Here is a 21,945-nt window from a genome sequence, read left to right on the forward strand (position 1 = left end):
TCACGCCCCCTCTGCGTCCAAAAGCCTATGCACCTCGTCGCGCAGTTCCTTGAGCTCAAAGGGTTTTGCGATGAAGCCATCGGCCCCAAGCGCCAAGCCTTTGCGCCGCTCCATCGCCGAGCCGCGCGCCGTCATCATCAGGATTTTCACATCTGCCAAGCCGCGATCCGCGCGCACTTCTTGGCAAATCTCATAGCCCGACACCTCGGGCAGCATCACGTCAAGCAGCACCAAATCGGGCTGTTCGGTGCGAATGCGTTCCAGCGCGCCTCGGCCACTTGCGATCCGGTCATGCTCAAACCCTTCGCGGCTCATCAGATAGTCCAGCGCAATCGCGATATTGTCTTCATCTTCGACAATCAAAACGCGCCGTTTTCTCCCCCCGTCTGCCATCTTATCCTCCCGTGCAGGCGGCATTTAACCCCGCGTCTGGCATCGGCGCGGGCAACCATTCGCCTGCACTCAAAGACCCATCCGCGTTCACCGCCGCCTCTCCTCCCAGAATGGCTTGGCGGTGGCCGGTACACTCGTAAGCAACAGTGACAGGCTGGACCGGCCGCCAGCGCGCCACGAGGTAAAGATTGGCCACCACAACATCAGGGGCGGGCTTGGCCCGGTTGGCTGTATCAAGCGCAACAAAACGGTTCGTCACCGGCCAAATATAGCTCCACGGGCGCCAGGGCATCGATTCAGAGTTGGTTTGCAACACCACCGTGCCTTCGGGCAGGCCGTCGCGGGCTGCCGCGTACCAATTATATTCGCCCCAGATCGTGATGCCGAGCATCGCAAGGCCCGCGGCAGCAGGCATGATCCATTTCGGCACCTCAAGGCGTAGCAGCTTGCGCGCGGAATGGCGGATCAAAAAGGCCATCAACCCCGCAAACGCACCTGCGGCGAGCATGATAATGAAATCATTGGTCATTTCAGCTCACCACCGCCTTATTATGGCCCACGGCCGATTGCATCGTGCGCACCACGACAAAGGCATCGCGCAAATGCGCGCGCTCAAAATCGCTCAGATCAGAGGGTGCGAGGAAGTTATCCGGCGCGCGGCCCGATTTGATCAGCGTGGCTTGGTTTTCCAGCCGCATCGTCGCGATCAGATCATAAGCCTCAATCAGATCGCGCGCACCCGAGGCTGAGATCACCCCTGTTGCTTCGGCGGCTTTGAGCCGCGCGCGGGTGTTGGCCTCGGTCAGCTTGCCTTGCAGCGCATAGACGCGGGCCAAATCGGCGACCGGCACCACGCCGTTCATCTTCAGGTCGATATGATTGCGATGCTCGCCCGAGCGGATCGTGGCAAAGCCGCGAATAAGGCCCAAAGGCGGAGTATGCTTGAGCGAATTGGAGATCATATGCGCGACGAAAATCGAATTTTTCGCCGCCATGCCAAGCGTTTGCGCATGTATCTCTTCAAACATCGCAATGCCGCCACCGCCGATCGGGCGCAGGTCAAACATCACCGAAGCGAGCATCTGCGCCTCGGGGTTGGGCGTGTTGATCCAGCCGTTGAAATAGTCGCGCCAAACGCGGGCGGGCTGGCACCAGCGCGGGTTCGTCGCCATCATGTCACCGGGGCAATAGACATAGCCGCAGGTGTTGAGCCCGTCGCAGACGATCTTCGCAAGCGCTTGGAAATATTCCATATCCTCGGGCGTCGCGGCATCATCAATGATCAGGCAATTGTCTTGATCCGAGACCCCGGTTTGCTCTTGGCGACCTTGCGAGCCGCAGGCAAGCCACAGATACGGCACCGGCGGCGCGCCCAATTCACGCTCCGCCATCACCAGAAGGCGGCGGGTGACCGCATCGGCGATATCGGTGATCAGCCGCGTCACCACCTCATGGCTATGGTGCCCGCCCACCAATTGGGTCAGCAGTTGCGGAATGCGCGCGGTCACCGCCGCCATTTCCGATACATTGTCCGCGCTCACCACATCGCGGATCAGCACCGCCGAAGAAACGGCTTGGAAGCGCGTCAGGTCGGTTTGCGTAATCATGCCGACAAAGCGCCCCTCTTCGATGATCGGCAAATGGCCGATACGACGCTCGAGCATGATGTGCAAAATATCCGAGCCCAAAGCCGTCGGCGGCAGGCTCACCGGATCGGGCGTCATCACCGCATTCACAGGCGTCGTGCCCGGCATTTCCCCCGCCAACACCTTATTGGCCAAGTCGCGCACGGTGATGATGCCATGCAGCTTTTTATCGCCACCAACCACGCCCAGCGAAGACACATGCGCATCGCGCATCATTTGCGCCGCGCTCACAACCGTCGTTTCCGGCGGGCAAGACAGCGGCTTACGGGCGATGAGGTCAGCGACCTTTTGCGTGGCAATATCGTTGGAAACCTTTTCGCCGCGCTTGCGGTTGAAGAACCGCTCGAACGAGGGATAGGTCTCGATCAGCCGTTTGAACGTGGGGGTCGGCAGCACAAGGCAAACCGTCTGCTCGGTCGCTTTGGCCTGCGTCGCGGCCAAGCCGTCCCGCATGATGCCCCGCTCGCCAAAAGAGTTGCGCGGACCAAGCAGCGAGACCAGCCCGCCATTGCCATCGGTAATTTCAACCGCGCCTTGTTTGATCAGGTAAAGCCCGCCAATCGGCGTTTGATAAACATAGATCAGCGCTTCGGGGCGGAATTCCATGCGGCGGAAGGAACTGGCCACATCGACCAGCTCGTCACGCGGCAGGGTGTCGTAGGGGTGAACCGTTTCGAGAAAGGCGATGATGGCCGCACGATCGGTTTCCATGACAGCTCCCTTGGTGAAAAGGCATTCGTTCGTAGAGGGTGCGGGCGAGGCAAACGCCCCGCCCGCCTTGGTTTTTAGTGGCCGGTGGCCGCGCCAGCGCCTTTCGGCACGCGGATCGATTCCACCAGTTCGACCACATTGGCCGGGACCGGTTTGGTGATCGACGACACGATGAAGGCCACCGCGAAGTTGATCGCCGCACCCACGGCACCGAAGGAGGTCGATTTGATCGAAAGCAGCAGCGGGTCCGCATCCGAGAAGCTGGCGGTATCGGCGATGAAGAACCAGCCTTTGTGCAAGAAGATGTAGACAACGGTGGTCAACAGACCGGCGAGCATCCCCGCCACAGCGCCCACGTTGTTCACCTTCTTCGAGAAGATCCCCATCATCAGCGCCGGGAAGATCGAGGCAGCGGCAAGGCCGAAGGCCAGAGCCACGGTTTGCGCCGCAAAGCCCGGGGGGTTGAGGCCAAGGTAAGTGGCCACAGCAATCGCCACCGCCATCGCGACACGGGCAGCCATAAGCTCGCCTTTTTCCGAGATGTTGGGGTTGATTTGCCCTTTGATGAGGTCGTGCGACACGGCCGAGGAAATCGCCATCAACAGACCCGCAGCGGTCGACAGAGCGGCCGCAAGACCACCGGCAGCAACAAGCGCGATCACCCAGCCCGGCAGACGGGCGATTTCCGGGTTAGCAAGCACGATGATGTCGCGGTTCACGGTCAGTTCGTTGGCATCGGCATTGCCGACATAGGTGATCAGGCCGTCGCCGTTTTTGTCGTCGAAGGTCAGCAGGCCGGTTTTGGCCCAGTTGTTGACCCACTCCAGATCAGCGCCCGAAGCATCTTGACCGGCTTCGATTTCCGCCAGCGACAGAGCTTGGCCGTCAACCCCGTTAGGGTAGAAGGTGTTGATCAGGTTCAGACGCGCCATAGCCCCCACGGCCGGAGCCGTCAGATAAAGCAGCGCGATGAAGACCAGCGCCCAGCCCGCCGACGAGCGCGCATCGGCCACTTTCGGCACGGTGAAGAAGCGCACGATCACGTGCGGCAGACCCGCGGTGCCGATCATCAGCGAAACGGTGAACAAGAACATGTTCAGCGTGGTGTCGGACTGTTCAAGGTAGGATTTGAAGCCCAGATCGGTGACAAGGCCCTCAAGCGTCGAGAGGATCGGCGCACCGGTCGAAACGTCGTTCGAGAACAGGCCCAGCGCCGGGATCGGGTTGCCGGTCAGGTTGAGCGAGATGAAGACCGCCGGGATCGTGTAGGCGATGATCAGCACAACATATTGCGCAACCTGCGTGTAGGTGATGCCCTTCATGCCGCCAAGAACGGCATACATGAACACGATCGCCGCACCGATGAAGAGGCCGGTGGTGTTCGACACTTCCAAGAAGCGCGAGAAGGCGACGCCCACACCGGTCATCTGACCGATCACATAGGTGATCGACGCGATGATCAGGCAGACAACGGCCACAGTCCGCGCGGCTTGGCTGTAGAAGCGGTCGCCAATGAATTCCGGCACGGTGAATTTGCCGAATTTGCGCAGGTAAGGCGCAAGCAGCATGGCGAGCAGCACATAGCCGCCGGTCCAGCCCATCAGATAGGCGGAGGTGTCATAGCCACCAAAGGCGATGATACCAGCCATCGAGATGAAGGAGGCCGCAGACATCCAGTCCGCACCGGTGGCCATACCGTTGAGCACCGGGTGAACCCCTTGGCCCGCAGCATAGAACTCAGCGGTCGAGCCCGCACGGGCCCAGATCGCGATACCGATGTAAAGCGCGAAGGTCGCGCCCACAACGATCAGGTTAAGAACGAATTGATCCATGTTTCCGAGCCTCCCTTACTCATCCACGCCGTGTTCACGGTCGAGTTTGTTCATGCGGAACGCGTAAGCGAAGATCAGCACGAGGAACACGAGGATCGAGCCTTGCTGGGCGAACCAGAAGCCAAGGTCGGTGCCGCCAATACCGATGCCCGCGAGCATCGGGCGCAGCAAGATGCCGAAGCCGAACGAACAGACGAACCAGATCACCAGAAAGACCAAGATCGTCTGGATGTTCGCTTTCCAATAGGCATTGGACGAAGAATTGTCCGCCATGAGCGTTACTCCCTGTTTTTATCTCTCCAGACGGGCCCCCTCCCGGAGCCCATCCCTCCCCAATTCAGGCCGAGACGCGTGTCACGATCGACCCAAGGTCAGAGGCAACCGTCGCGATGGGTGCCATCGCATCGACCGTCTCCAAAACGCCGAGCGCCCGATAATGGGCAATCAGCGGCGCCGTTTGCGCGTGGTAGGCCTCCAACCTGGCCCGCGCCGTCTCGGCATTATCGTCAGCGCGGCGTTTGAACACCGTGCCGCCGCATTTGTCACAAGTGCCCGGCTCCACGGGCAGCTTGAATTGATCGTGATAGCCCTCGCTGCAAATGGCGCAGGTATAGCGCCCAGCCACGCGGGCAATCATCGCCGCATCATCGACTTCTAGGCTGATCGCGGCGGTCACTCCCTGCCCCGCAGCGGCCAGCAAATCGTCAAGAGCGGCGGCCTGCCCCGCAGTGCGGGGGAAGCCATCCAAAATCACACCGGCTTTCACATCCGGCGCGGCCATGCGGTCTTGCAAGATCGCGAGCACAATCTCGTCACTGACAAGCCCGCCCGCTTCCATCACCGCTTTCGCCGCAAGGCCCGCGGGCGTGCCCGCGGCCACCGCCGCGCGCAACAAATCCCCGGTGGACAGCTGGATCAGGCCAAAGCGCTGTTCCAGCATCCGCGCCTGCGTGCCCTTGCCCGCGCCCGGAGGCCCGAGCAAGATCAGCACGGCGGGTTTGGTGGTCGCCTGTGCGTCCACCGGATCAGCCCCGGTTCATACGGTTGTCGATCAGCTCTTGCACCACCGAGGGATCGGCCAAGGTGGAGATGTCGCCAAGCGCGCCATAGTCGTTCTCGGCGATCTTGCGCAGAATGCGGCGCATGATCTTGCCCGAGCGGGTCTTCGGCAGGCCCGGCGCCCATTGAATGAGATCCGGCGAGGCAATCGGGCCGATTTCGGTGCGGACCCATTTCACCAGATCTTTGCGCAGCTCATCGCTCGGTTCGACGCCGTTCATCAGCGTGACATAGGCGTAGATGCCTTGGCCCTTGATGTCGTGCGGGTAGCCCACCACGGCGGCCTCGGCCACTTGCTGATGCGCCACCAGCGCGCTTTCGACCTCGGCGGTGCCCATACGGTGGCCCGAGACGTTGATCACGTCATCGACGCGGCCGGTGATCCAGTAGTAGCCGTCTTTGTCGCGGCGGCAGCCGTCCCCGGTGAAGTAGTAGCCGCGATATTGGCCAAAGTAGGTTTCTTGGAACCGGTCATGGTCGCCCCAAACGGTGCGCATTTGGCCCGGCCAGCTATCGGAGATGCACAGCACGCCTTCGCATTCGACTTCGCCAATCCGCACAGCGGTTTGCGGGTCCAGCACGACCGGCTTCACGCCAAAGAACGGGTTGGTGGCCGAGCCCGGCTTGGTCGCCGTGGCGCCCGGCAGCGGCGTCAGCATGTGGCCGCCGGTTTCGGTCTGCCAGAAGGTATCGACGATCGGGCATTTGCCTTTGCCGACATAGGTATCATACCAAGTCCACGCCTCGGGGTTGATCGGTTCGCCCACCGAGCCCAGCACTTTGATGCTGGAAAGGTCATATTTCTCAACCCATTCCGGACCTTGGCCCATCAGCGCGCGGATCGCGGTCGGCGCGGTGTAGAACTGGTTCACCTTATGCTTTTCACACACGGCCCAGAACCGGCCCGCATCCGGGTAAGTCGGCACGCCTTCGAACATCACCGTGGTCGCACCATTCGCGAGCGGCCCGTAGATGATGTAGCTGTGACCGGTGACCCACCCCACGTCGGCGGTGCACCAGAACACATCGCCGTCATGGTAGTCGAAGGTGTATTGATGCGTCATCGCGGCATAAACGAGATAGCCGCCGGTCGTGTGCACCACGCCCTTCGGTTTGCCGGTCGAGCCCGAGGTGTAGAGGATGAACAGCGGATCTTCGGCGTTCATCGGGCGCGGCGGGCATTCGGGCGAGACGTGATCCATGAGGTAGAGCAGGTCAACGTCGCGGCCATGCACCCACGAAATTTGGTCATTGGTGCGTTTCACCACCAAGCAGCGCACCTTGTCCGAGCAGTGCAGCAGCGCGGCATCGGTGTTGGCTTTGAGCGGCGTGCGGCGCCCCCCGCGCGGCGCGGTGTCAGCGGTGATCACCAGCTTCGCGTTACAGTCGTTGATCCGGTTCGCCAGCGCGTCCGGCGAGAAACCCGCGAACACGATCGAGTGGATCGCACCGATCCGCGCGCAAGCCAGCATCGCATAGGCGGCTTCGGGGATCATCGGCAGGTAGATCACAACCCGGTCGCCGCGCATGATGCCTTGGCTGAGCAGCACGTTCGCCATCCGGTTCACCTTCTCGGACAGCTCCTTGTAGGTGATGTGCTGGGCGGGCTCATTCGGATCATCGGGTTCAAAGATGATCGCGGTTTGCAGCGAGCGGTCTTTCAAGTGGCGGTCGATGCAGTTCACCGAGGCGTTCAGCACGCCATCTTCGAACCATTTGATCGAGACTTTGCCAAAGGTGAAATCGGTGTTTTTGACCTTGGTGTAAGGCGTCATCCAATCAAGACGCTTGCCTTCGCGGGCCCAGAAGGCGTCCGGGTTCTCGATCGATTCCCGATACATCTCCAGGTATTTCTGATGATCCGCATGCGCGTTCTCGAACCCTGCCGGAACCTCGCGCATTTCGGGCGCGGTGATGGGCTGCGTCTGGGTGTTCATGGCCTCTCCTCCCAAGATGATGCGGCCCGTGGCCGCCGTCTGCCGCAAGGTCACTCCCGCGGCGCTCTACCCCACACACACTGTAAACCAATTGTGAGCGTTCATGTAAGCCCCTACGTGCAATGACTTTTTTTGTAAATTTATTGACTGATAAGGCGATAAGCTTGTAAATTTTTTGAAAAGGCACAGAGATTTGGCATTGCGTTTCAACCCTTTGCCGTTTCGCCCTTCACGGGTGGCAAAAGTCGATAGCGCAACCGCTGCGATGCAGCACTGCATGTGCGGCAAACACAGTATCGCAGCCCCCGGCCAACCCCTATGGGGTGCGTGGCGGTTTTCCAGCAGATTCGCAGGTGATTCGGCCCTAGCCGTCGAGTTGCGCCAAGGCGGCCCCGGCATCGGCGCTGTAGCGCAAAGCGGGCTCTTCGAGCCCCTGCGCACGCATCGCCGCCTCAAGCCCGGGAGCCGCGCCCACAATGACCAAATGCCCGCCCTTGCGCGCCATCTTTTGCGCCAGTTGCAAGATCATCCGCGCCCCAGTGCTATCGACAAAGCCGACCTCGGACATATCGAGCAAAATCGCGCGCGGGTGCTGCACGATCCGATCCAGCACAGAGCCAAGCCGCGCGACCGAGCCAAAGAAAACCGCGCCGCGCAGGTGATAGGTCACCACATCCGGGCGCTGGGTCTCCGCATCGCTTGCATGGGTCGCGCCCTCGGCCAAAAGCGTCATCTCTGCCATATGCCGAATGAAGACGAGCCCGCCCAGCGCGAAGCCAATCACAATCCCTTCGGCCAGATCGCGGAAGGTCACCACCAAGAAGGTGACGATCAGCACCAAAGCATCGCCGCGCGATGAACGGATCAACGCCGCCATCTCATGCCGCTCGATCATGTTCCAAGCGACAATGCCCAAAAGCCCCGCCAAAGCGGCAAGCGGAATATACCCCGCCAAAGGCGCGGCAATCAGCATGAAGGCGAGAATGAACAGCGCATGAAACACGCCCGCCACCGGCCCATGCGCGCCCGCACGCACATTGGTGGCGGTCCGCGCAATCGTGCCGGTGACGCAAAACCCACCAAACAGCGCCGCGCCCATATTGGCCACGCCCTGCGCGACAAGTTCGGTATTGGAACGGTGCTGCGTGCCCGACATACCATCGGCCACAATCGCCGACAGAAGCGATTCAATCGCCCCCAGCAGCGTGAAACTCGCCGCCCAAGGCAGCGCGGCGCGCAACGCCTCAAGGCTGACATCAGGTAGGCTCGGCGCGGGCAACAAACGCGGCAAGGCGCCAAAGCGGGAATGGATCGTCTCAATCGGCAAATGCAAAAGCGTCGCCACCACGGTGACCAGCGCAATCCCCAACAACAGGCTGGGCAGGCGCGGCGCAAAGCGCTTGATCGCCTCAATCACCACCACGGTCGTAAGCGCGACTCCAATCGCGGCGGGCGTCACGGTATCGCGCGCCGCCCAAAGCGCCCCCAGCTTTTCCAAAATCGACCCCGGCTCGCCGCCCGCCAGCGTCAGCCCCATCATGTCTTTGATTTGGCTTGCGAAAATAATCACGCCGATGCCCGCCGTGAAACCGACCGTCACCGGGTAAGGCATGTAGCGAATGGTCTGCCCAAGCCTTAGCAGCCCCAAAATCGCCAGCATAATGCCAGACAGAAAGGTCGCCAGCACCAGCCCGGACACCCCGGTTTGCGTCACACAGGCGAGCACCAAAACGATAAACGCCCCCGCTGGCCCGCCGATCTGAAAGCGCGACCCGCCCAGCGCGGAAATCAAAAATCCGCCCACAATCGCGGTGAAAAGCCCGCGCTCCGGCCCCACACCCGAGGCAATCGCAATCGCCATCGAAAGCGGCAGCGCCACAATTGCCACCGTCAACCCCGCCACCACGTCCTGGCGCAGCGCCGCCAGCCCATAGCCCTCGGCAAAAGCGGTAACAGACATCGGCAAAAGGGGCTCAACCCCAGCCTTGGCAGGCGAACGGGTGGTATGCATGGACGGTGCTTTCGTTCAGGATGGCGGGACCAAACGCCCCGCCCCCGCCCTTGTCAAGCACGCACAACTCACGCTTGCGCGATTATCTCGCCCGTTTAATTCGGCGTATCCATGCGGATCACGGTGTTGATCTTGCCCTTCGCCGCCTCGGGCCACGTGACGGTGACCAAATCATGGTTCGCCCCTTGCTCCACAGTCACATAAGGCATCGCCGTCACCCGCGCATTCGCCCCATTGGTCACCGCGCCCACCGCCACCAAGCTTTCGACATTGCGCGCCCAACCGCCAAAGGGCAAATAGGCCGCCGCATCCACCGTCCAAACCGCCTGCACGCTTGCCACAGTGGTCTGCACAAAGACCGGGTTCACCGTGATCTGGTTCACCGCGTTGAACATATTGTTTTCAAAAACAACGTTGCGCATCCGCCAATAGTCGAGCGTGGCAAAGCTGGTATCGACCTTCTCAATCCGGTCAATCGCCCCATTGAGCGATTTGAACACATTGCCCGTCACGCTCAACCCATGCACGAAATGCCCGGTCCCATAGGGCTTGACCGAGAACCACGTCACCCAAGGCGCGCAGTTGATATGCACGAAGGTGTTGCCCGTCACCGTCAGCCCGCCAAAGGAATAATCCGTCCCCAGATCGGGCGTGGCGTCATATTCGTTCGTCCATTCAATGATGTTGTCGTCAATGTAATTGCCCGTCACCGCCGATTGCACATTGGTCTGGGCGAACACGAGCCCCGGCAGCCGGGTGGCATTGCTTTCATCATCGCCCTGAAACCAATGGTTCCCGATGATCAAATGCCCCGAGCCGTTGAAGATCATCGTCAGCCCAAAGCGCACAAAGACAGACTCGCGGATTTTCGCATCATTGGCGTTGACGTTCAGCGCAACGCTGGTGCGGTCCTGTGCAGGCACCGACATCTCGTTTGACAGGACATTGCACCGATCCACCGTCAGGTTCTGGCAGCCCCGCCCGGGCGAGCTAATCACCCGGTCTTTGGGCCGCACCACCCAGCAATCGCGCATCTGAAAGTTTTCGCCATTGGGTGCCAGCATCACCACGCTGGCCCAGCCGTTGCACAAAAACTCGATATTATCGAGCGTGAAGCGCGACAGCGCATCAAAGCCGGAAAAATCAAAGATGTAGCGGTCGCGGGTAAAGGTCAGTGTCCGGGTGCCCGAGCCGCCGTAAAGCGGCTCCGACAAGGTGAGCGACCCCGCCCCCACATTGCGCGCCCGCACATAAACCTCGCGCCCAACGCCAGTGCCGGAGATCCGCGCCCCCACCGGAATATTGGAGATATTCGCAACCCCGGTCAGTTGATAAGCCTGCGCGCTGTTATAGGTGGCCTGCGAGGTCACAACGCTCGACACCCAAGCCGGATCTTCAATCACATTGATCTGGCCATTGGTAATCACCCGGCGGTTCGCAAAACTCGTCACATCGGGGCAGATCGCGGCCACATCAATCGGCCCGCTCAATTCCACCCGGCGCCCGCACAGATCAAAGCTGTTGTGATCTGTATAGCCCAAAAGCGCCTGTATCCCCTTTTTCAGCGCCAGTTCCTCATCGCCAAAGGCGCGCGCATAGGTCGGGAAATCAAAGCTGCCCGCCAATGCAAGCCGCGCCGCATCGGGCATCACCAAAGTGCCGACAAACCGCATCGGCGCATTCAAAAACAGTGACGAACCGATGTAATAGCTCCCCTCCGGCACCAAAATTGCGCGCCCTGCGGCGGCAGCATCTGCGGCGGCAAAAGCCGCCCGATCATTGGTCACCCCATCTCCGACAGCGCCAAAATCGCGCACATCGACCCAGTCCATCATCTCGCGCAAAAACGCCTCGGTGATGTCTTCAATCTCGATGTCTTCAATCCGTACCACGCCGTTGTTGAGCCCGGTAAGATCAAGCCCAAAATGGCCATAAGCCACCCCGGTGCCCCAGTTCATATCAACGCCGCCGCGCGCGCCGGTGCCGACAATCGCGCTCACCGTTTCAACCCGCCCATAGGCCGTCAGATCGACGCTTGGCCCCACCTCATCCAGCCCGCTGACATGGGTGCCCGATGCGCTCATCGCATAGCCCGCAATCCGCACTGAACAAAGGTTGCCCGAAACCGCCTTCACCTTGGCCGTGATCCGCAAATAAACGCCGGGCAGGATCGGCGTTTGCCCCATGTAGCGTAGCTTTTGCGTGGTTTGCGTCTTCACCATCTCAAGGCAGGAGCCAAAATTGGCATCCGCCGCCACCAAAGCCGCATTGGCCGCCCCGGCATAAGTGGCCGACCCCGCCGTCCCGTTTTCGCTCGACCAGTGATCAAGCCCCGCTTCAAACAGGGGCGGCATAAGGGTCACTCCGTCGGTAATCGCAATATTCATCCGCCTCTCCTCTTGCTTGGCTTTGCCAAATGGCAAACGGCTCCGAGCGCGGCGCCACAGGGCCCCGCGCAGCCCTTTGGGCCACATCTGATCTGGAAATTTGCCGGGCGCACCCCGCCCTCGGCTCCAGCAGAACTAGCGAGAAAGGTTAAAGAACTTCTGAGACCAGCGTGCGCCTGCGGCCTTTGCGCATCTGTCGCGCGCTTGTCACATGAGCGTCACAGCGTCATGATGGGGTCGCGCCAAAAGACCCAAGGATTGGTTGATGGCCTTCGTTTTTACCCCCGATACGCACACGGTTTCCGACACGATCCGCGCCCTTGCCTGCACGGAACTGACCCTTGCCGCCAAGCGCGCGCGCAACGCCAAACCGAACAGCTCGCCGCTGCATCGGCTGCGCAAACATATCAAGAAAACCCGTGGCCTGTTGCGGCTCACCGCCCCTGCCTTCTCGGATTTCGACATCGAAAACAAAGCCCTGCGGGAGGCGGCAGCGGGCATCTCAAACCTGCGCGATGCAGAGGTGCTGCATGTCACGCTCGGCTTTTTCATGGGCGATCCGGCAACCGACACGGCCGCGCGCAAGCTCTCGCGCGCCTTGCCCGCGTCGGTTACTGCCCCCGACCCGGAAGCCATCATCCAATTTGCCGAACAGGTTGAGGCGATCCAATCGCGCGTGAAATCGTGGGAATTTGAGGCAGAGGGCTGGGATCTGCTTTCCCAAGGGCTCACCCGCACACTGCATCAAGCGCAACGCCGGATGAAAGTGGCGCGCAAGCACCCCACGGCCGAAAACCTGCATGCGTGGCGCTCGCGGGTCAAGCATCACTGGTATCACACACGGCTGCTCACGCCGATCTGGCCCGAGATGATGGCCGCCCAAGCCAGCGCTGCCGACACATTGGGCGAGGCTTTGGGCCTGCATCATGACCTCTGCGCGCTGGAAGCCGCCCTCCCCGGCCCGCTGACCGAAGCAGAGGCCGCAGCCCTTGGCGCGGCAATCACCGCGCGCAAGGATATCTTGGAACTTCAAAGCTTTGCCATCGGCGCCCGGCTTTTTGCCGACCCGCCAGAGGCGCTCGCCGCGCGGTGGGGCAAATGGTACAAGCTGTGGCGGCGCGAAACCGCGCCGCGCTGATCAGGCTTTATTCGCCAACTCACCCGCCAAAGCACGGCGCATCAGCGCAATGGTCTCATTCACGCCATAAAGCGCGATGAAGCCGCCAAAACGCGGGCCTTGGGATTGCCCCAGCAGCACCTCGTAAAGCGCGGTGAACCAATTGCGCAGCGGCTCAAACGCATGGTCTTTGCCCACGGCAAACACCATCGTTTGCAGCGCATCCGCCGGATCTTCAAACTGCTCATGCAGATCGGTCGCCGGCAATGCTTCAAGCCGGGAAAGCAGGTCTTCAATCGCCGCGCGCTCTTGGTCATTGGGCAGCCGGAAGGTCAGCGTCGGCGCCACGAAATCTTGGAAGTAGCGCACCGCATAGCCTGCGGCGGCGTCCAGATCGGGGTGGGTTTCGGGGCTGGCTTCGGGCGCATAGCGTTTGATAAAGCCCCAAAGCCCGGCCTTATCCGTCGCCCCCGCCACCGAGGCAAGGTTGAGCAGCATCGCAAACGGCACCACCATATTCGACTCGGGCGGCTGGCCACCGTGAATGTGCCACACCGGGTTGTCGATTTGCTTGGCAACGTCCTGCGTCGGGAAGGCGCGGAGTTGCTGGTGGTATTCATCCACCGCTTTCGGGATCACATCCCACCACAACCGTTTCGCGGTTTTCGGCTTTTGATACATGAAATAACCGAGGCTTTCCGTCGCCGCATAGCTCAGCCATTCATCAATCGTCAGGCCATTGCCTTTCGACTTGGAAATCTTCTGACCTTGGTCATCCAAGAACAGCTCATAGGTAAAGTGCTCCGGCGCACGGCCCCCCAGCACGCGGCAAATGCCATCGTAAATCGGCGTGTTGGTGGAGTGGTCCTTGCCATACATCTCGAAATCGACATCAAGCGCGGCCCAGCGCATGCCGAAATCGGGCTTCCATTGCAGCTTCACATTGCCGCCGGTGACGGGCAGCGTCCATTCGCGGCCTTCTTCATCGTCAAAGGTGATCTCGCCGTTTTTCGCATCGACGTTCTTCATCGGCACGTAAAGCACGCGCCCCGTTTCCGGGTGGATCGGCAAGAAGCACGAATAGGTCTGCTGGCGTTCCTCACGGAGCGATTTCAGCATGATCGCCATGATCTGTTCATAACGCTCGGCACACAGCATCAGCATGTCATCGAACTTGCCCGATTTGTAGTAATCGGTCGCGCTCGCGAATTCATACTCAAACCCGAACGTATCCAAGAACCGGCGCAACATCGCGTTGTTATGGTTGCCAAAGCTGTCAAACTCGCCAAACGGGTCCGGCACGGCGGTCAGCGGCTTTTGGATATTGGCTTTCAGCAAATCCTGCTGCGGCACGTTTTCCGGCACTTTGCGCATCCCGTCCATATCGTCGGAAAAGCACAGAAGTTTGGTCGGAATATCCGAGATAATCTCAAAGGCGCGGCGGATCATCGTGGTGCGCTGCACCTCCCCAAAGGTGCCAATATGCGGCAGACCCGACGGGCCATAGCCCGTTTCGAACAGAACATAGCCCTTCTTGGGCGGTTCCTTTTCGTAGCGTTTCAGCACCCGGCGCGCTTCCTCAAAAGGCCAGGCTTTGGAGTTCATCGCAGCGTCGCGCAGGGTGGTCATGGTCTATCCTCATACAGGCGCCCCATGCGCCTCGCGCTTGCACTATTGAACGGGCGCGCGAAGGTCAATAATTCTTGGGGACACAGCATAAGGATCAACGCCCGTGACCGACACCCTTCCCTCGCTTTCGCCGCAAGATGCGCTCGTCGCCGTGATGGTGGCGGTCTCGGTCTCCGACGAAGCGATCCGCACCTCGGAACTGATCGCCATCGAGCGGATGGTGAACCACATGCCGATTTTCGCCAGCTACGACATCGATCGCATCCGCGTCGTTGCACAAACGGTCTATGCGCTGTTTGAAGAAGAAGAAGGGCTAGAGGCTTTGTTTGGCCTTGTCCGCGAAGCCCTGCCCGAAAAATACTTTGAAACCGCCTATGCGCTCGCCTGCGATGTTGCGGCGGCGGATGGTATTTTGCACCAGCCCGAATTGCGCATGCTTGAGGAAATCCGCTCTGAACTGGCGATTGATCGGCTGCATGCCGTGGCCATCGAATGGGGCGCGCGGGTGCGCCACATGAAGCTCTAAGCACCGCTGCGCCCCTTGGTCCGGGCTCCCCTCCGGGCCAAGGACTAGCGTGCAAAGCTGATCGGCACGGCAAATCCGTAGCTGGGCTTGCTCAGCCCTTTGGGCGCGGCGGGAAACCGCCCCGCGCGTTTCACAGCAGAAAGCGCCGCCGTATCCAGCGCCGCATGGCCCGAACTGCGCGCGACCTGTGCCGCGATAAGCCGCCCATCGCGCCCTACCGTCACCTGCACCACCACCCGGCCGGAAGCGCGGCCTGCCGCTTTGGGGTAGCTTTTGCGCCGCTCAATCCGCGCGCGCAGCTCTGCGCCCCATTGCCGCAACAGGCTTTGCTCTTGCCCCGGCGCAAGGCTTGCGCGCGCGGCGGCAGGCGCCTTGCGCCCCGCTTGCACGCCACCGCCCTGCCCCGCAGCCCGACTTTCAGCACGCATTTCCGCCTGAATCTCGGGCTTTGCTCGGGGCTTTGGCATGGGTTTACGCGGCACTTCCTGCGCAGGTTCCGCCAGGCGCAAAGGATCGGGCGCGGCGACCACGGGCGGGGCAAGCGGCAAAACCATCGCTGGCGCGGGCAAGCGCATCTCGGGCATCAAATCAACAAAGGCCACTGCGGCAAGGCTGGCAAGCTCTGCACCGCCCGCGCCCGCCGCCTCGGCCCCCTCCGGCACCACGGTGCGCGCGCCAAACCCCGCCATCACCGCCCCATGCAGCGCAAGTGAAAGCCCCAGCCCCAAGAGCACGACCCGCCCACCGCTCGCAGGCCGCTCTGCGCCCAAAGCCAAACTCACGGGGCCTGCTCCAACCCGACAAGGCCGATGCGGGTAAACCCCTCCGCCCGCAAGGTATCAAGCAGGCGCATCATTTCGCCATAGGGCACGGCTTTGTCGCCAGACACGTAGATCCGCGCCTCTGGGTCGCGCGCCATCGCCTCGGCCAGCCGCTTCGGCAAGTCCTCGGCGGTCACCAAATTCCGCCCCAGCATCAGTTGCCCATCCTCTTGCAGGCTCACCAGCACCGGCTCTGCCGGGCGCGGCATGGGTATGGCGGAAGCGGGGGGCAAATCAACCGGCACATCCACGGTGGAAAGCGGTGCCGCCACCATGAAAACGATCAGCAATACCAGCATCACATCAATGAACGGCGTGAGGTTGATCCCCACCGAAGGAGAAAGATCGTCCTCCATCACTCTGCCACCAGATGCAGCGCAGCGGGGCGGGCGAGCATCCGCGCCCGGTCCAAATCCCGCGACAAGTGCTGTTCAACCAGCGCGCGACAATCGGCGAGCGCGACGCGATAACCGCCCAAAGCCCGCGTCAGATGGTTGTAAAGCAGCACCGCCGGGATCGCCGCCACCAAGCCCAAGGCGGTGGCCATCAAGGCTTCGGCAATGCCGGGGGCGACCACGGCAAGGCTTGAAGAGCCGCTTTGCGCAATCCCCACAAAAGCGCCCATAATTCCCCAAACCGTGCCGAAGAGCCCCACAAAAGGCGCAGTCGCCCCCACAGACCCCAGCACCGTTGCACCAGATTGCATCGCCCGCGCGGCCCCTGCCTCGATACGGGCGAGTTCGCTTGCCGCGCGGTCTTTCACCCCGACGCCGGGCAGCCCTTGCGAGGCGTGCATTTCCGCCTGCGCCGCCGTCAGCATCCGCGCCACGATCCCCCCGCGCGGCAAGCGCAACTCCAGCTGCAGCTGCCCCGCTTTGGCAAGCGCGCGATAATCCCGCGCCAGCGCGCGGCGCGCCATGGCGATCTGCAGCAGCTTGCCCGCCCAAAGCGCCCAGACCAGAACCGAGGCCGCGATCAGCCCCAGCATCACCAGTTGCACCAGATCACCCGCCGCCATGAACATCGCCAAGGGGGTGAGCGCCTCGGCCTCCTGCGCGCCGCGCAGGGCACTTGCCACGGCACCTAGGCCTAAACGCTCCAGAACCGCGATCAACATCATATCAACCGGCATCGGAACCCTCCTTCCACGTCAAATGGTTACAGCTCTCAAGCGGGTGCAGAACAAGACCACCCTCGACCGTGGCGATGTGGCAATGAATGCCAAAGACGCGGCCCAACAGATCGGGCGTCAGCACCTTTTCGGGCGCACCATCGGCAACGATCTGGCCGTGATCTAGCACCACGATCCGCGCACAAAACCGCGCCGCCAGCCCCAGATCATGCAGCGAGGCCATCACCACCCGCCCCTCTGCGGCGCGGGCGGCAAAAAGCTTCATGCAGGCAATCTGATGCGCCGGGTCGAGCCCGGCGATCGGCTCATCCGCCAGCAAAATCGGCGTGTCTTGCGCCAAAGCCCGCGCCATCAGCACCCGCGCCTGTTCCCCGCCCGAAAGCGCGGTGGCAGGCCGCTCGGCCAAATGCGCCACATCCATTCGTGCCAGCGCGGCTTGCACCTGCGGCGCATCGCGACGCCCGTTTTGCGCCAAAGCGACAAGGTCAATCACCGGCATCGGCCAAGCGATCTCGCGCGCCTGCGGCAGCCATGCCGCGATGCGGGCGCGCACGGCAGGCGACAGGCGTGCAAGCGAGCTATGCCCCTCGGCCCCCACCAAGCCGAGCGCCGCGCGCAACAGCGTGGATTTGCCCGCACCATTCGGGCCGATCAGCCCAACAAACTCCCCCGGATGCAGATGCAAATTGGTCTGTTGGAGCACGCGCCGTTTGCCCCGCAAGACAGAGAGGTTTTCAAGCACCAGATCGGTCATGCTGCCCCCCGCATTCGCCAGATCAGATGAAAGAAAACCGGCGCGCCGACCAAAGCCATCAAGACGCCAAGTTTCAGATCCTGCCCCGGCAGCACCTTGCGCACCGCTATATCGGCCGCGAGCACCAAAAGCGCCCCGCCCAAAGCCGAAGCTGGCAAAAGCCGCGCCGGGTTCGCGCCAACAAGCGGGCGCAGAACATGCGGCACCACCAGCCCCACAAAGCCCACCGTGCCCGCCACCGCCGTGGCCGCCCCCACTGCGGCTGCCGTGCCAAGGGTGATTGCCAGCCGCAACCGCCGAAGGTTCACCCCCATCGAGGCAGCCGCCTCTTCTCCCAAGGTCAGCGCCTCAAGCCCATGCGCAGACCGCGCCAGCAAAAGCCAGCCAAGCGCCATCACCGGAGCGGCAACCGCCACCTGCGTGAAAGAGGTATCGGCAAGCGAGCCCATCATCCAAAACACGATGTCATGCGCGGCAAAGGGGTTGGGCGAGAGGTTAAGCACCAAAGCAGTCAGCGCCGAGGCGAGCGCCGAAAGCGCGATCCCGGCCAAAATCAGCGCCAAAGTGCCGCCGCCTGCGCCCGCCAAAAACAAGATCGCGCCAACGCCAAGAAGCGCGCCCAAAAGGGCCGCCCCCGGCAAAGCGAGCGGTACAGTGGCGGCCAGCCCGGTTTGCAGCGCCAGCACCGCCCCCAAAGCCGCCGCAGCGGAAATGCCGATCACCCCGGGCTCGGCCAAAGGGTTGCGCAAAAGCCCCTGCATCGCCGCGCCCGCCAAGCCAAGGCTCCCCCCCACCATCACCGCCAAAATCGCGCGCGGCAGCCGAATTTCGCGCATCACAATATCAAGCGGGCCTTCGCCGCCCCAAAAGAGCGCCTTCAGACTGCGGATCGGTCCAACATCGGCAACGCCTGTCAAAAGCGACAAAAGAAACAGCGCCAAAACAGCAAAGGTCAGCGCAGCCAAAAGCTTACGGTTCACTGTGCGCCCTCCTGCCCAGTGCGCAGCCCCTCGACCGCGTCCAAAACAGCAGGCAGGCCGCACACCCAATCGGGCGTTTGCACCGCAGCCTTGCGCCCGGTCAGCACATGCAACGCGGGATGGGCCAAGACCTCTTCTGAGCGGGCATGACCTGCGCGGCTATGCCCCTCAATCACCAGATCGGGGTCGGCCAGCACCAAGGCCTCTAGCGGTAGAAAACTGCCCCCTTTGCGCCCCAAGCGTTCCGCCAAATGATCATATCCGGCGGTGGAAATGATCTCTGCCGCCAGACTTTGGCTGCCCGACATATAGCCCCGCGCCGACCAAGTCGCGGCAACCGGGCGCGGCCCCTCGGGCTGCTTGGCCTGCAACTGCGCCAGCCGTGTGTCAAAAGCCGCCACGATCTCCGCCGCGGCCCGGTCACGCCCCAACACCTGCCCCATCTGCAGGATATCCGCGCGCAGATCGGCAAAGCTTTGCGCGGGTTCAAAAATCTCCACCCGGATACCCAGATCGCGCAGCATGTTGACGGTGGTTTGCGCGGTGTATCGCCCCGCCAGCACCAGATCGGGGCGGTCCAGATAGATCTCTTCCGCCTTGCCGTGGTTCACCTTGTAGCCCTGCGCCAGCTCGGCCAGCACCGAAACAGAGGGATCGCGCGCCAGCATCGTGACCGAGCGCAATTGCCCCGGCGCAGCCAAAAGCATCGCCAATTGATCGGTGCACAGGTTGATGGAGACCACGCGCGCAGGCGCGGGCTCTGCCCAAGCGGGAACACTGGCGGCGAGCCCCGCCGCCAGCATAAAAGCCAAACTAGAACTGCGCACGGAAGCCCACATACACCGCCCGATCCGAGGTGCCGTACCCGCTAATCGTTTGATATTCTTCGTCGAAGAGGTTTTCGATATGCAGATAGGCCTGTTTCCCGGCGCCAAAGTCATAGCGGACGCCTGCGTTGGCGACGGTGTAATTGGCCAGCGTGCCGGGCCGGTCGATCACCCGTTCAACCGTAAGAAGCCCGGTCCAGTCCGGCGTCAGCGCCATTTCGGCACTTAGGTTCAGATCATGGCGCGCAACGCCCGCCCAAGCATTGGCCGCCATGCCTGTGCCCGCGCTTTGGGTATAGGTGTAATTGCCCTTAAGCGTGAGCGGCTCGCTCACCGCCGCCTCGGCCTCAAGCTCTAGCCCGCTGCGCCGGGTGGTGCCGGGCACTTGCGCATAGCAACCAAAAGCCTGCCCGCAAGAGGTCGCGGCATAATCAAACCCAATCAGGTTTTTCGCCTCAAGCCAAAACGCGGTGGCCCTCAGGCTGGCCGCCTCTCCCCAGCGTTTTTCGACCCCAAGCTCGGCGCTGGTGCTTTTTTCAACCGCCATCGCCGCATCGCCATAGGGGCCGTAAAGCTCATAAAGCGAGGGCGCGCGGAAACCGTTCCCCAGCGAAGCCCGCAACAGTAGATCTTCTTGCAGCCGATAGACACCAGAGAGCCGCGCCGAGGTGAAACCGCCATAAGTTTCGTGATCGTCATGGCGCAGCGTGGCCGAAAGGTCGGCCCGGTCGCTCACCGCCCAGTTCAGCTCAGAAAACACGCCCAAAGTGGTGACGCTGCCCTCGCCTTCCACCGATTCCCGCTTGCGATCCGCCCCAAAGATCACCCGTGCAGAGGCGCCCAGATCGGCCGCCCCCGTGTAAGACAGTTTCACCCGCTTGCCGTCAAAATCCGAAGGCGCTGTCGCCCCGTAAGAATAGCTTTGCCGGTCTGATCGGTAATAGCTCGCCTCGATCTTATGGTCGAAAGCGCCTGCGGTGATTTCGGTAAAAGCGCGCAACCCGGTGGCACGGCGGTCGGTGTAATCTTGGCCGATATTGGCTGCGGTATCGCCCGACCACACATCATTCTCGCCCCGGCTGTCTTCAAAAAAGCCGTTGAGCCCCACCGTCACCGCATCGGTCACCTGATATTGCCCAAAGAAGCCAATCCGGTTCGCACGGAAACCATCGGGCTCAAAATTCCCGTCGTTTTCCTCCTTGGCGGAAAAGCCGTTTGAAGACAGATGCGACAGCGTAACCGAAACCTCACCCCGTTCGGTTTTGGCCGCATAGGCATAGCTGATCTTTTGCGTGGCATAGCTGCCGTATTCCACCGCAAAGCGCTGCGCGGTGCCAAGCTCTTGCGCGCGGAAGCTTGTCAGGTTGATCACCCCACCGACCGCATTTGACCCGTAAAGCGCCGATTGCGCGCCGGTCAGCACTTCGACACGGTCAATCCCTGCCACCCCCAAAGTGCCAAAGTCAAAATCGCCCTTGCCTGCGGCGGGATCGCCCATGTCGATCCCATCCAGCAAAACAGGCACATATTGCGCCGGCGCGCCGCGCAAAGTGATGGTCGAAGCCGTTCCCGCCGGGCCGTTGGATTTGAAGCTGAGCCCCGGCATTTGCGCCAGCGCTGCACCAAGCCGCGTGTAAGGCGCCGCGGCCAAATCTTCGCCCGTTGCCACATGCACCGTGCTGCCCGAACGGTCCGGGTCGGTCGCCTCCAAATTGGCGCGCACCAAAATATCATCAAGCATCATAAAGTCTTGCGCCACCGCAAGCCCCGGCAAGCTTAGGCAGGTGGATACGCAAAGAAAGCGCCGAAGCGCTGGATAGAACGTCATAGACTATTCCCCCCGGGCCCCCAACGGCCCGACATGACAAGCGCAGGCCAAGGGCCTGCAATGCGAATGCTGCGGGGAAAAAACCCGCAGACGGCGACATGTCACCACTGCGGATCAAGCCGCTTCCATGGCACGCCCCGCGCCCGGAAAGGGTGATCGCTCAAGCAGGTCTCCTGGCTCACGGGTCGTCGCTTCATCGGCCTTCCCGGGGCATTGCCCAGTGGCATGTCGATGTCGCTCACCGCTCACAGTTGCGGGGGCAGCCACGGCTTCGGCTTGGGGCCGTTCCGTGTTCCCTTTTCATCCGGCTCCCACCGGAACTTGAACGCGCACAAGGGATAATAATTTACCGTTT

At 61.8% G+C, this 21,945-nt stretch carries 19 protein-coding genes and 1 riboswitch; of the genes, 2 read left to right on the top strand and 17 right to left on the bottom strand.

The annotated features are described in order from the left end of the window. The 9 genes from BW967_RS13170 to BW967_RS13210 all read right to left on the bottom strand — a co-directional run bounded on the left by BW967_RS13170 (position 1) and on the right by BW967_RS13210 (position 11,976). On the bottom strand, positions 1 to 393 hold the full coding sequence (locus tag BW967_RS13170; protein WP_076485559.1) for a response regulator transcription factor: 393 nt from the start codon (positions 391 to 393) through the stop codon (positions 1 to 3). 1 nt (position 394) lies between these two features. Then, entirely contained in the window at positions 395 to 922 is a 528-nt protein-coding gene (locus BW967_RS13175; protein ID WP_076485560.1) for a hypothetical protein, read from the bottom strand. Between the two features lies 1 nt (position 923). Further along, on the bottom strand, positions 924 to 2,750 hold the full coding sequence (locus tag BW967_RS13180) for a DUF294 nucleotidyltransferase-like domain-containing protein (RefSeq protein ID WP_076485561.1): 1,827 nt from the start codon (positions 2,748 to 2,750) through the stop codon (positions 924 to 926). Positions 2,751 to 2,824: 74 nt separating this feature from the next. Beyond that, complete coding sequence (locus BW967_RS13185) at positions 2,825 to 4,582, bottom strand: sodium:solute symporter family protein (protein WP_076485562.1); 1,758 nt, start codon at positions 4,580 to 4,582, stop codon at positions 2,825 to 2,827. A 15-nt stretch (positions 4,583 to 4,597) separates the two neighbouring features. Next, a complete protein-coding gene (locus tag BW967_RS13190) occupies positions 4,598 to 4,855 on the bottom strand; it encodes a DUF4212 domain-containing protein (RefSeq protein ID WP_076485563.1) in 258 nt (85 codons plus the stop codon). A gap of 64 nt (positions 4,856 to 4,919) precedes the next feature. Beyond that, positions 4,920 to 5,603, bottom strand: a complete 684-nt coding sequence (locus BW967_RS13195) for an adenylate kinase (RefSeq protein ID WP_076485564.1) — start codon at positions 5,601 to 5,603, stop codon at positions 4,920 to 4,922. 4 nt (positions 5,604 to 5,607) lie between these two features. After that, positions 5,608 to 7,578, bottom strand: a complete 1,971-nt coding sequence (acs, locus tag BW967_RS13200; protein WP_108188572.1) for an acetate--CoA ligase — start codon at positions 7,576 to 7,578, stop codon at positions 5,608 to 5,610. Between the two features lie 364 nt (positions 7,579 to 7,942). Continuing rightward, positions 7,943 to 9,589, bottom strand: coding sequence for a SulP family inorganic anion transporter (locus BW967_RS13205; RefSeq protein ID WP_076485565.1), 1,647 nt, complete (start codon positions 9,587 to 9,589; stop codon positions 7,943 to 7,945). 95 nt (positions 9,590 to 9,684) lie between these two features. Continuing rightward, complete coding sequence (locus tag BW967_RS13210; protein ID WP_076485566.1) at positions 9,685 to 11,976, bottom strand: glycosyl hydrolase family 28-related protein; 2,292 nt, start codon at positions 11,974 to 11,976, stop codon at positions 9,685 to 9,687. A 265-nt stretch (positions 11,977 to 12,241) separates the two neighbouring features. Here BW967_RS13210 and BW967_RS13215 point away from each other — a divergent pair, with 265 nt between their 5' ends. Beyond that, complete coding sequence (locus BW967_RS13215; protein WP_076485567.1) at positions 12,242 to 13,114, top strand: CHAD domain-containing protein; 873 nt, start codon at positions 12,242 to 12,244, stop codon at positions 13,112 to 13,114. Here the strand turns inward: BW967_RS13215 and BW967_RS13220 are convergent, their stop codons facing one another. Beyond that, positions 13,115 to 14,722 carry a lysine--tRNA ligase gene (locus BW967_RS13220; protein ID WP_076485568.1) on the bottom strand — a complete coding sequence of 536 codons (1,608 nt, stop codon included), beginning with the start codon at positions 14,720 to 14,722 and terminating at the stop codon, positions 13,115 to 13,117. Positions 14,723 to 14,825: 103 nt separating this feature from the next. Between BW967_RS13220 and BW967_RS13225 the strand changes: the two genes are divergently transcribed. Then, positions 14,826 to 15,248 carry a tellurite resistance TerB family protein gene (locus tag BW967_RS13225; RefSeq protein WP_076485569.1) on the top strand — a complete coding sequence of 141 codons (423 nt, stop codon included), beginning with the start codon at positions 14,826 to 14,828 and terminating at the stop codon, positions 15,246 to 15,248. Between the two features lie 44 nt (positions 15,249 to 15,292). On the opposite strand, the gene BW967_RS13230 is transcribed toward BW967_RS13225, so the two are convergent. From BW967_RS13230 to BW967_RS13260, 7 genes are read right to left on the bottom strand one after another with little or no spacing between them, the layout of a single operon-like run. Next, positions 15,293 to 16,030 (bottom strand): energy transducer TonB, encoded by a 738-nt coding sequence (locus tag BW967_RS13230; protein WP_139327836.1) that lies wholly within the window; start codon positions 16,028 to 16,030, stop codon positions 15,293 to 15,295. Beyond that, positions 16,027 to 16,425, bottom strand: coding sequence for a biopolymer transporter ExbD (locus tag BW967_RS13235; RefSeq protein ID WP_076485571.1), 399 nt, complete (start codon positions 16,423 to 16,425; stop codon positions 16,027 to 16,029). Before BW967_RS13235 ends, BW967_RS13230 begins: the two co-directional genes overlap by 4 nt. Then, positions 16,425 to 17,201 (bottom strand): tonB-system energizer ExbB, encoded by a 777-nt coding sequence (exbB, locus tag BW967_RS13240; RefSeq protein ID WP_076485572.1) that lies wholly within the window; start codon positions 17,199 to 17,201, stop codon positions 16,425 to 16,427. The genes BW967_RS13235 and exbB overlap by 1 nt, the downstream gene beginning before the upstream one ends. Then, positions 17,191 to 17,955 carry an ABC transporter ATP-binding protein gene (locus BW967_RS13245; protein WP_076485573.1) on the bottom strand — a complete coding sequence of 255 codons (765 nt, stop codon included), beginning with the start codon at positions 17,953 to 17,955 and terminating at the stop codon, positions 17,191 to 17,193. Before BW967_RS13245 ends, exbB begins: the two co-directional genes overlap by 11 nt. Then, complete coding sequence (locus BW967_RS13250; protein ID WP_076485574.1) at positions 17,952 to 18,935, bottom strand: FecCD family ABC transporter permease; 984 nt, start codon at positions 18,933 to 18,935, stop codon at positions 17,952 to 17,954. The genes BW967_RS13245 and BW967_RS13250 overlap by 4 nt, the downstream gene beginning before the upstream one ends. Continuing rightward, positions 18,932 to 19,738, bottom strand: coding sequence for an ABC transporter substrate-binding protein (locus tag BW967_RS13255; protein ID WP_245826551.1), 807 nt, complete (start codon positions 19,736 to 19,738; stop codon positions 18,932 to 18,934). Before BW967_RS13255 ends, BW967_RS13250 begins: the two co-directional genes overlap by 4 nt. Positions 19,739 to 19,748: 10 nt before the next feature. After that, the gene (locus BW967_RS13260) at positions 19,749 to 21,590 is read right to left on the bottom strand and encodes a TonB-dependent receptor plug domain-containing protein (RefSeq protein ID WP_076485576.1); all 1,842 of its coding nucleotides are present in this window, start codon (positions 21,588 to 21,590) and stop codon (positions 19,749 to 19,751) included. A 146-nt stretch (positions 21,591 to 21,736) separates the two neighbouring features. After that, positions 21,737 to 21,930: riboswitch (cobalamin riboswitch) on the bottom strand. Positions 21,931 to 21,945: the final 15 nt, after the last annotated feature.

It is taken from the genome of Rhodobacter aestuarii, assembly GCF_900156655.1.
GTDB classification, from domain to species: Bacteria; Pseudomonadota; Alphaproteobacteria; order Rhodobacterales; family Rhodobacteraceae; genus Rhodobacter; species Rhodobacter aestuarii.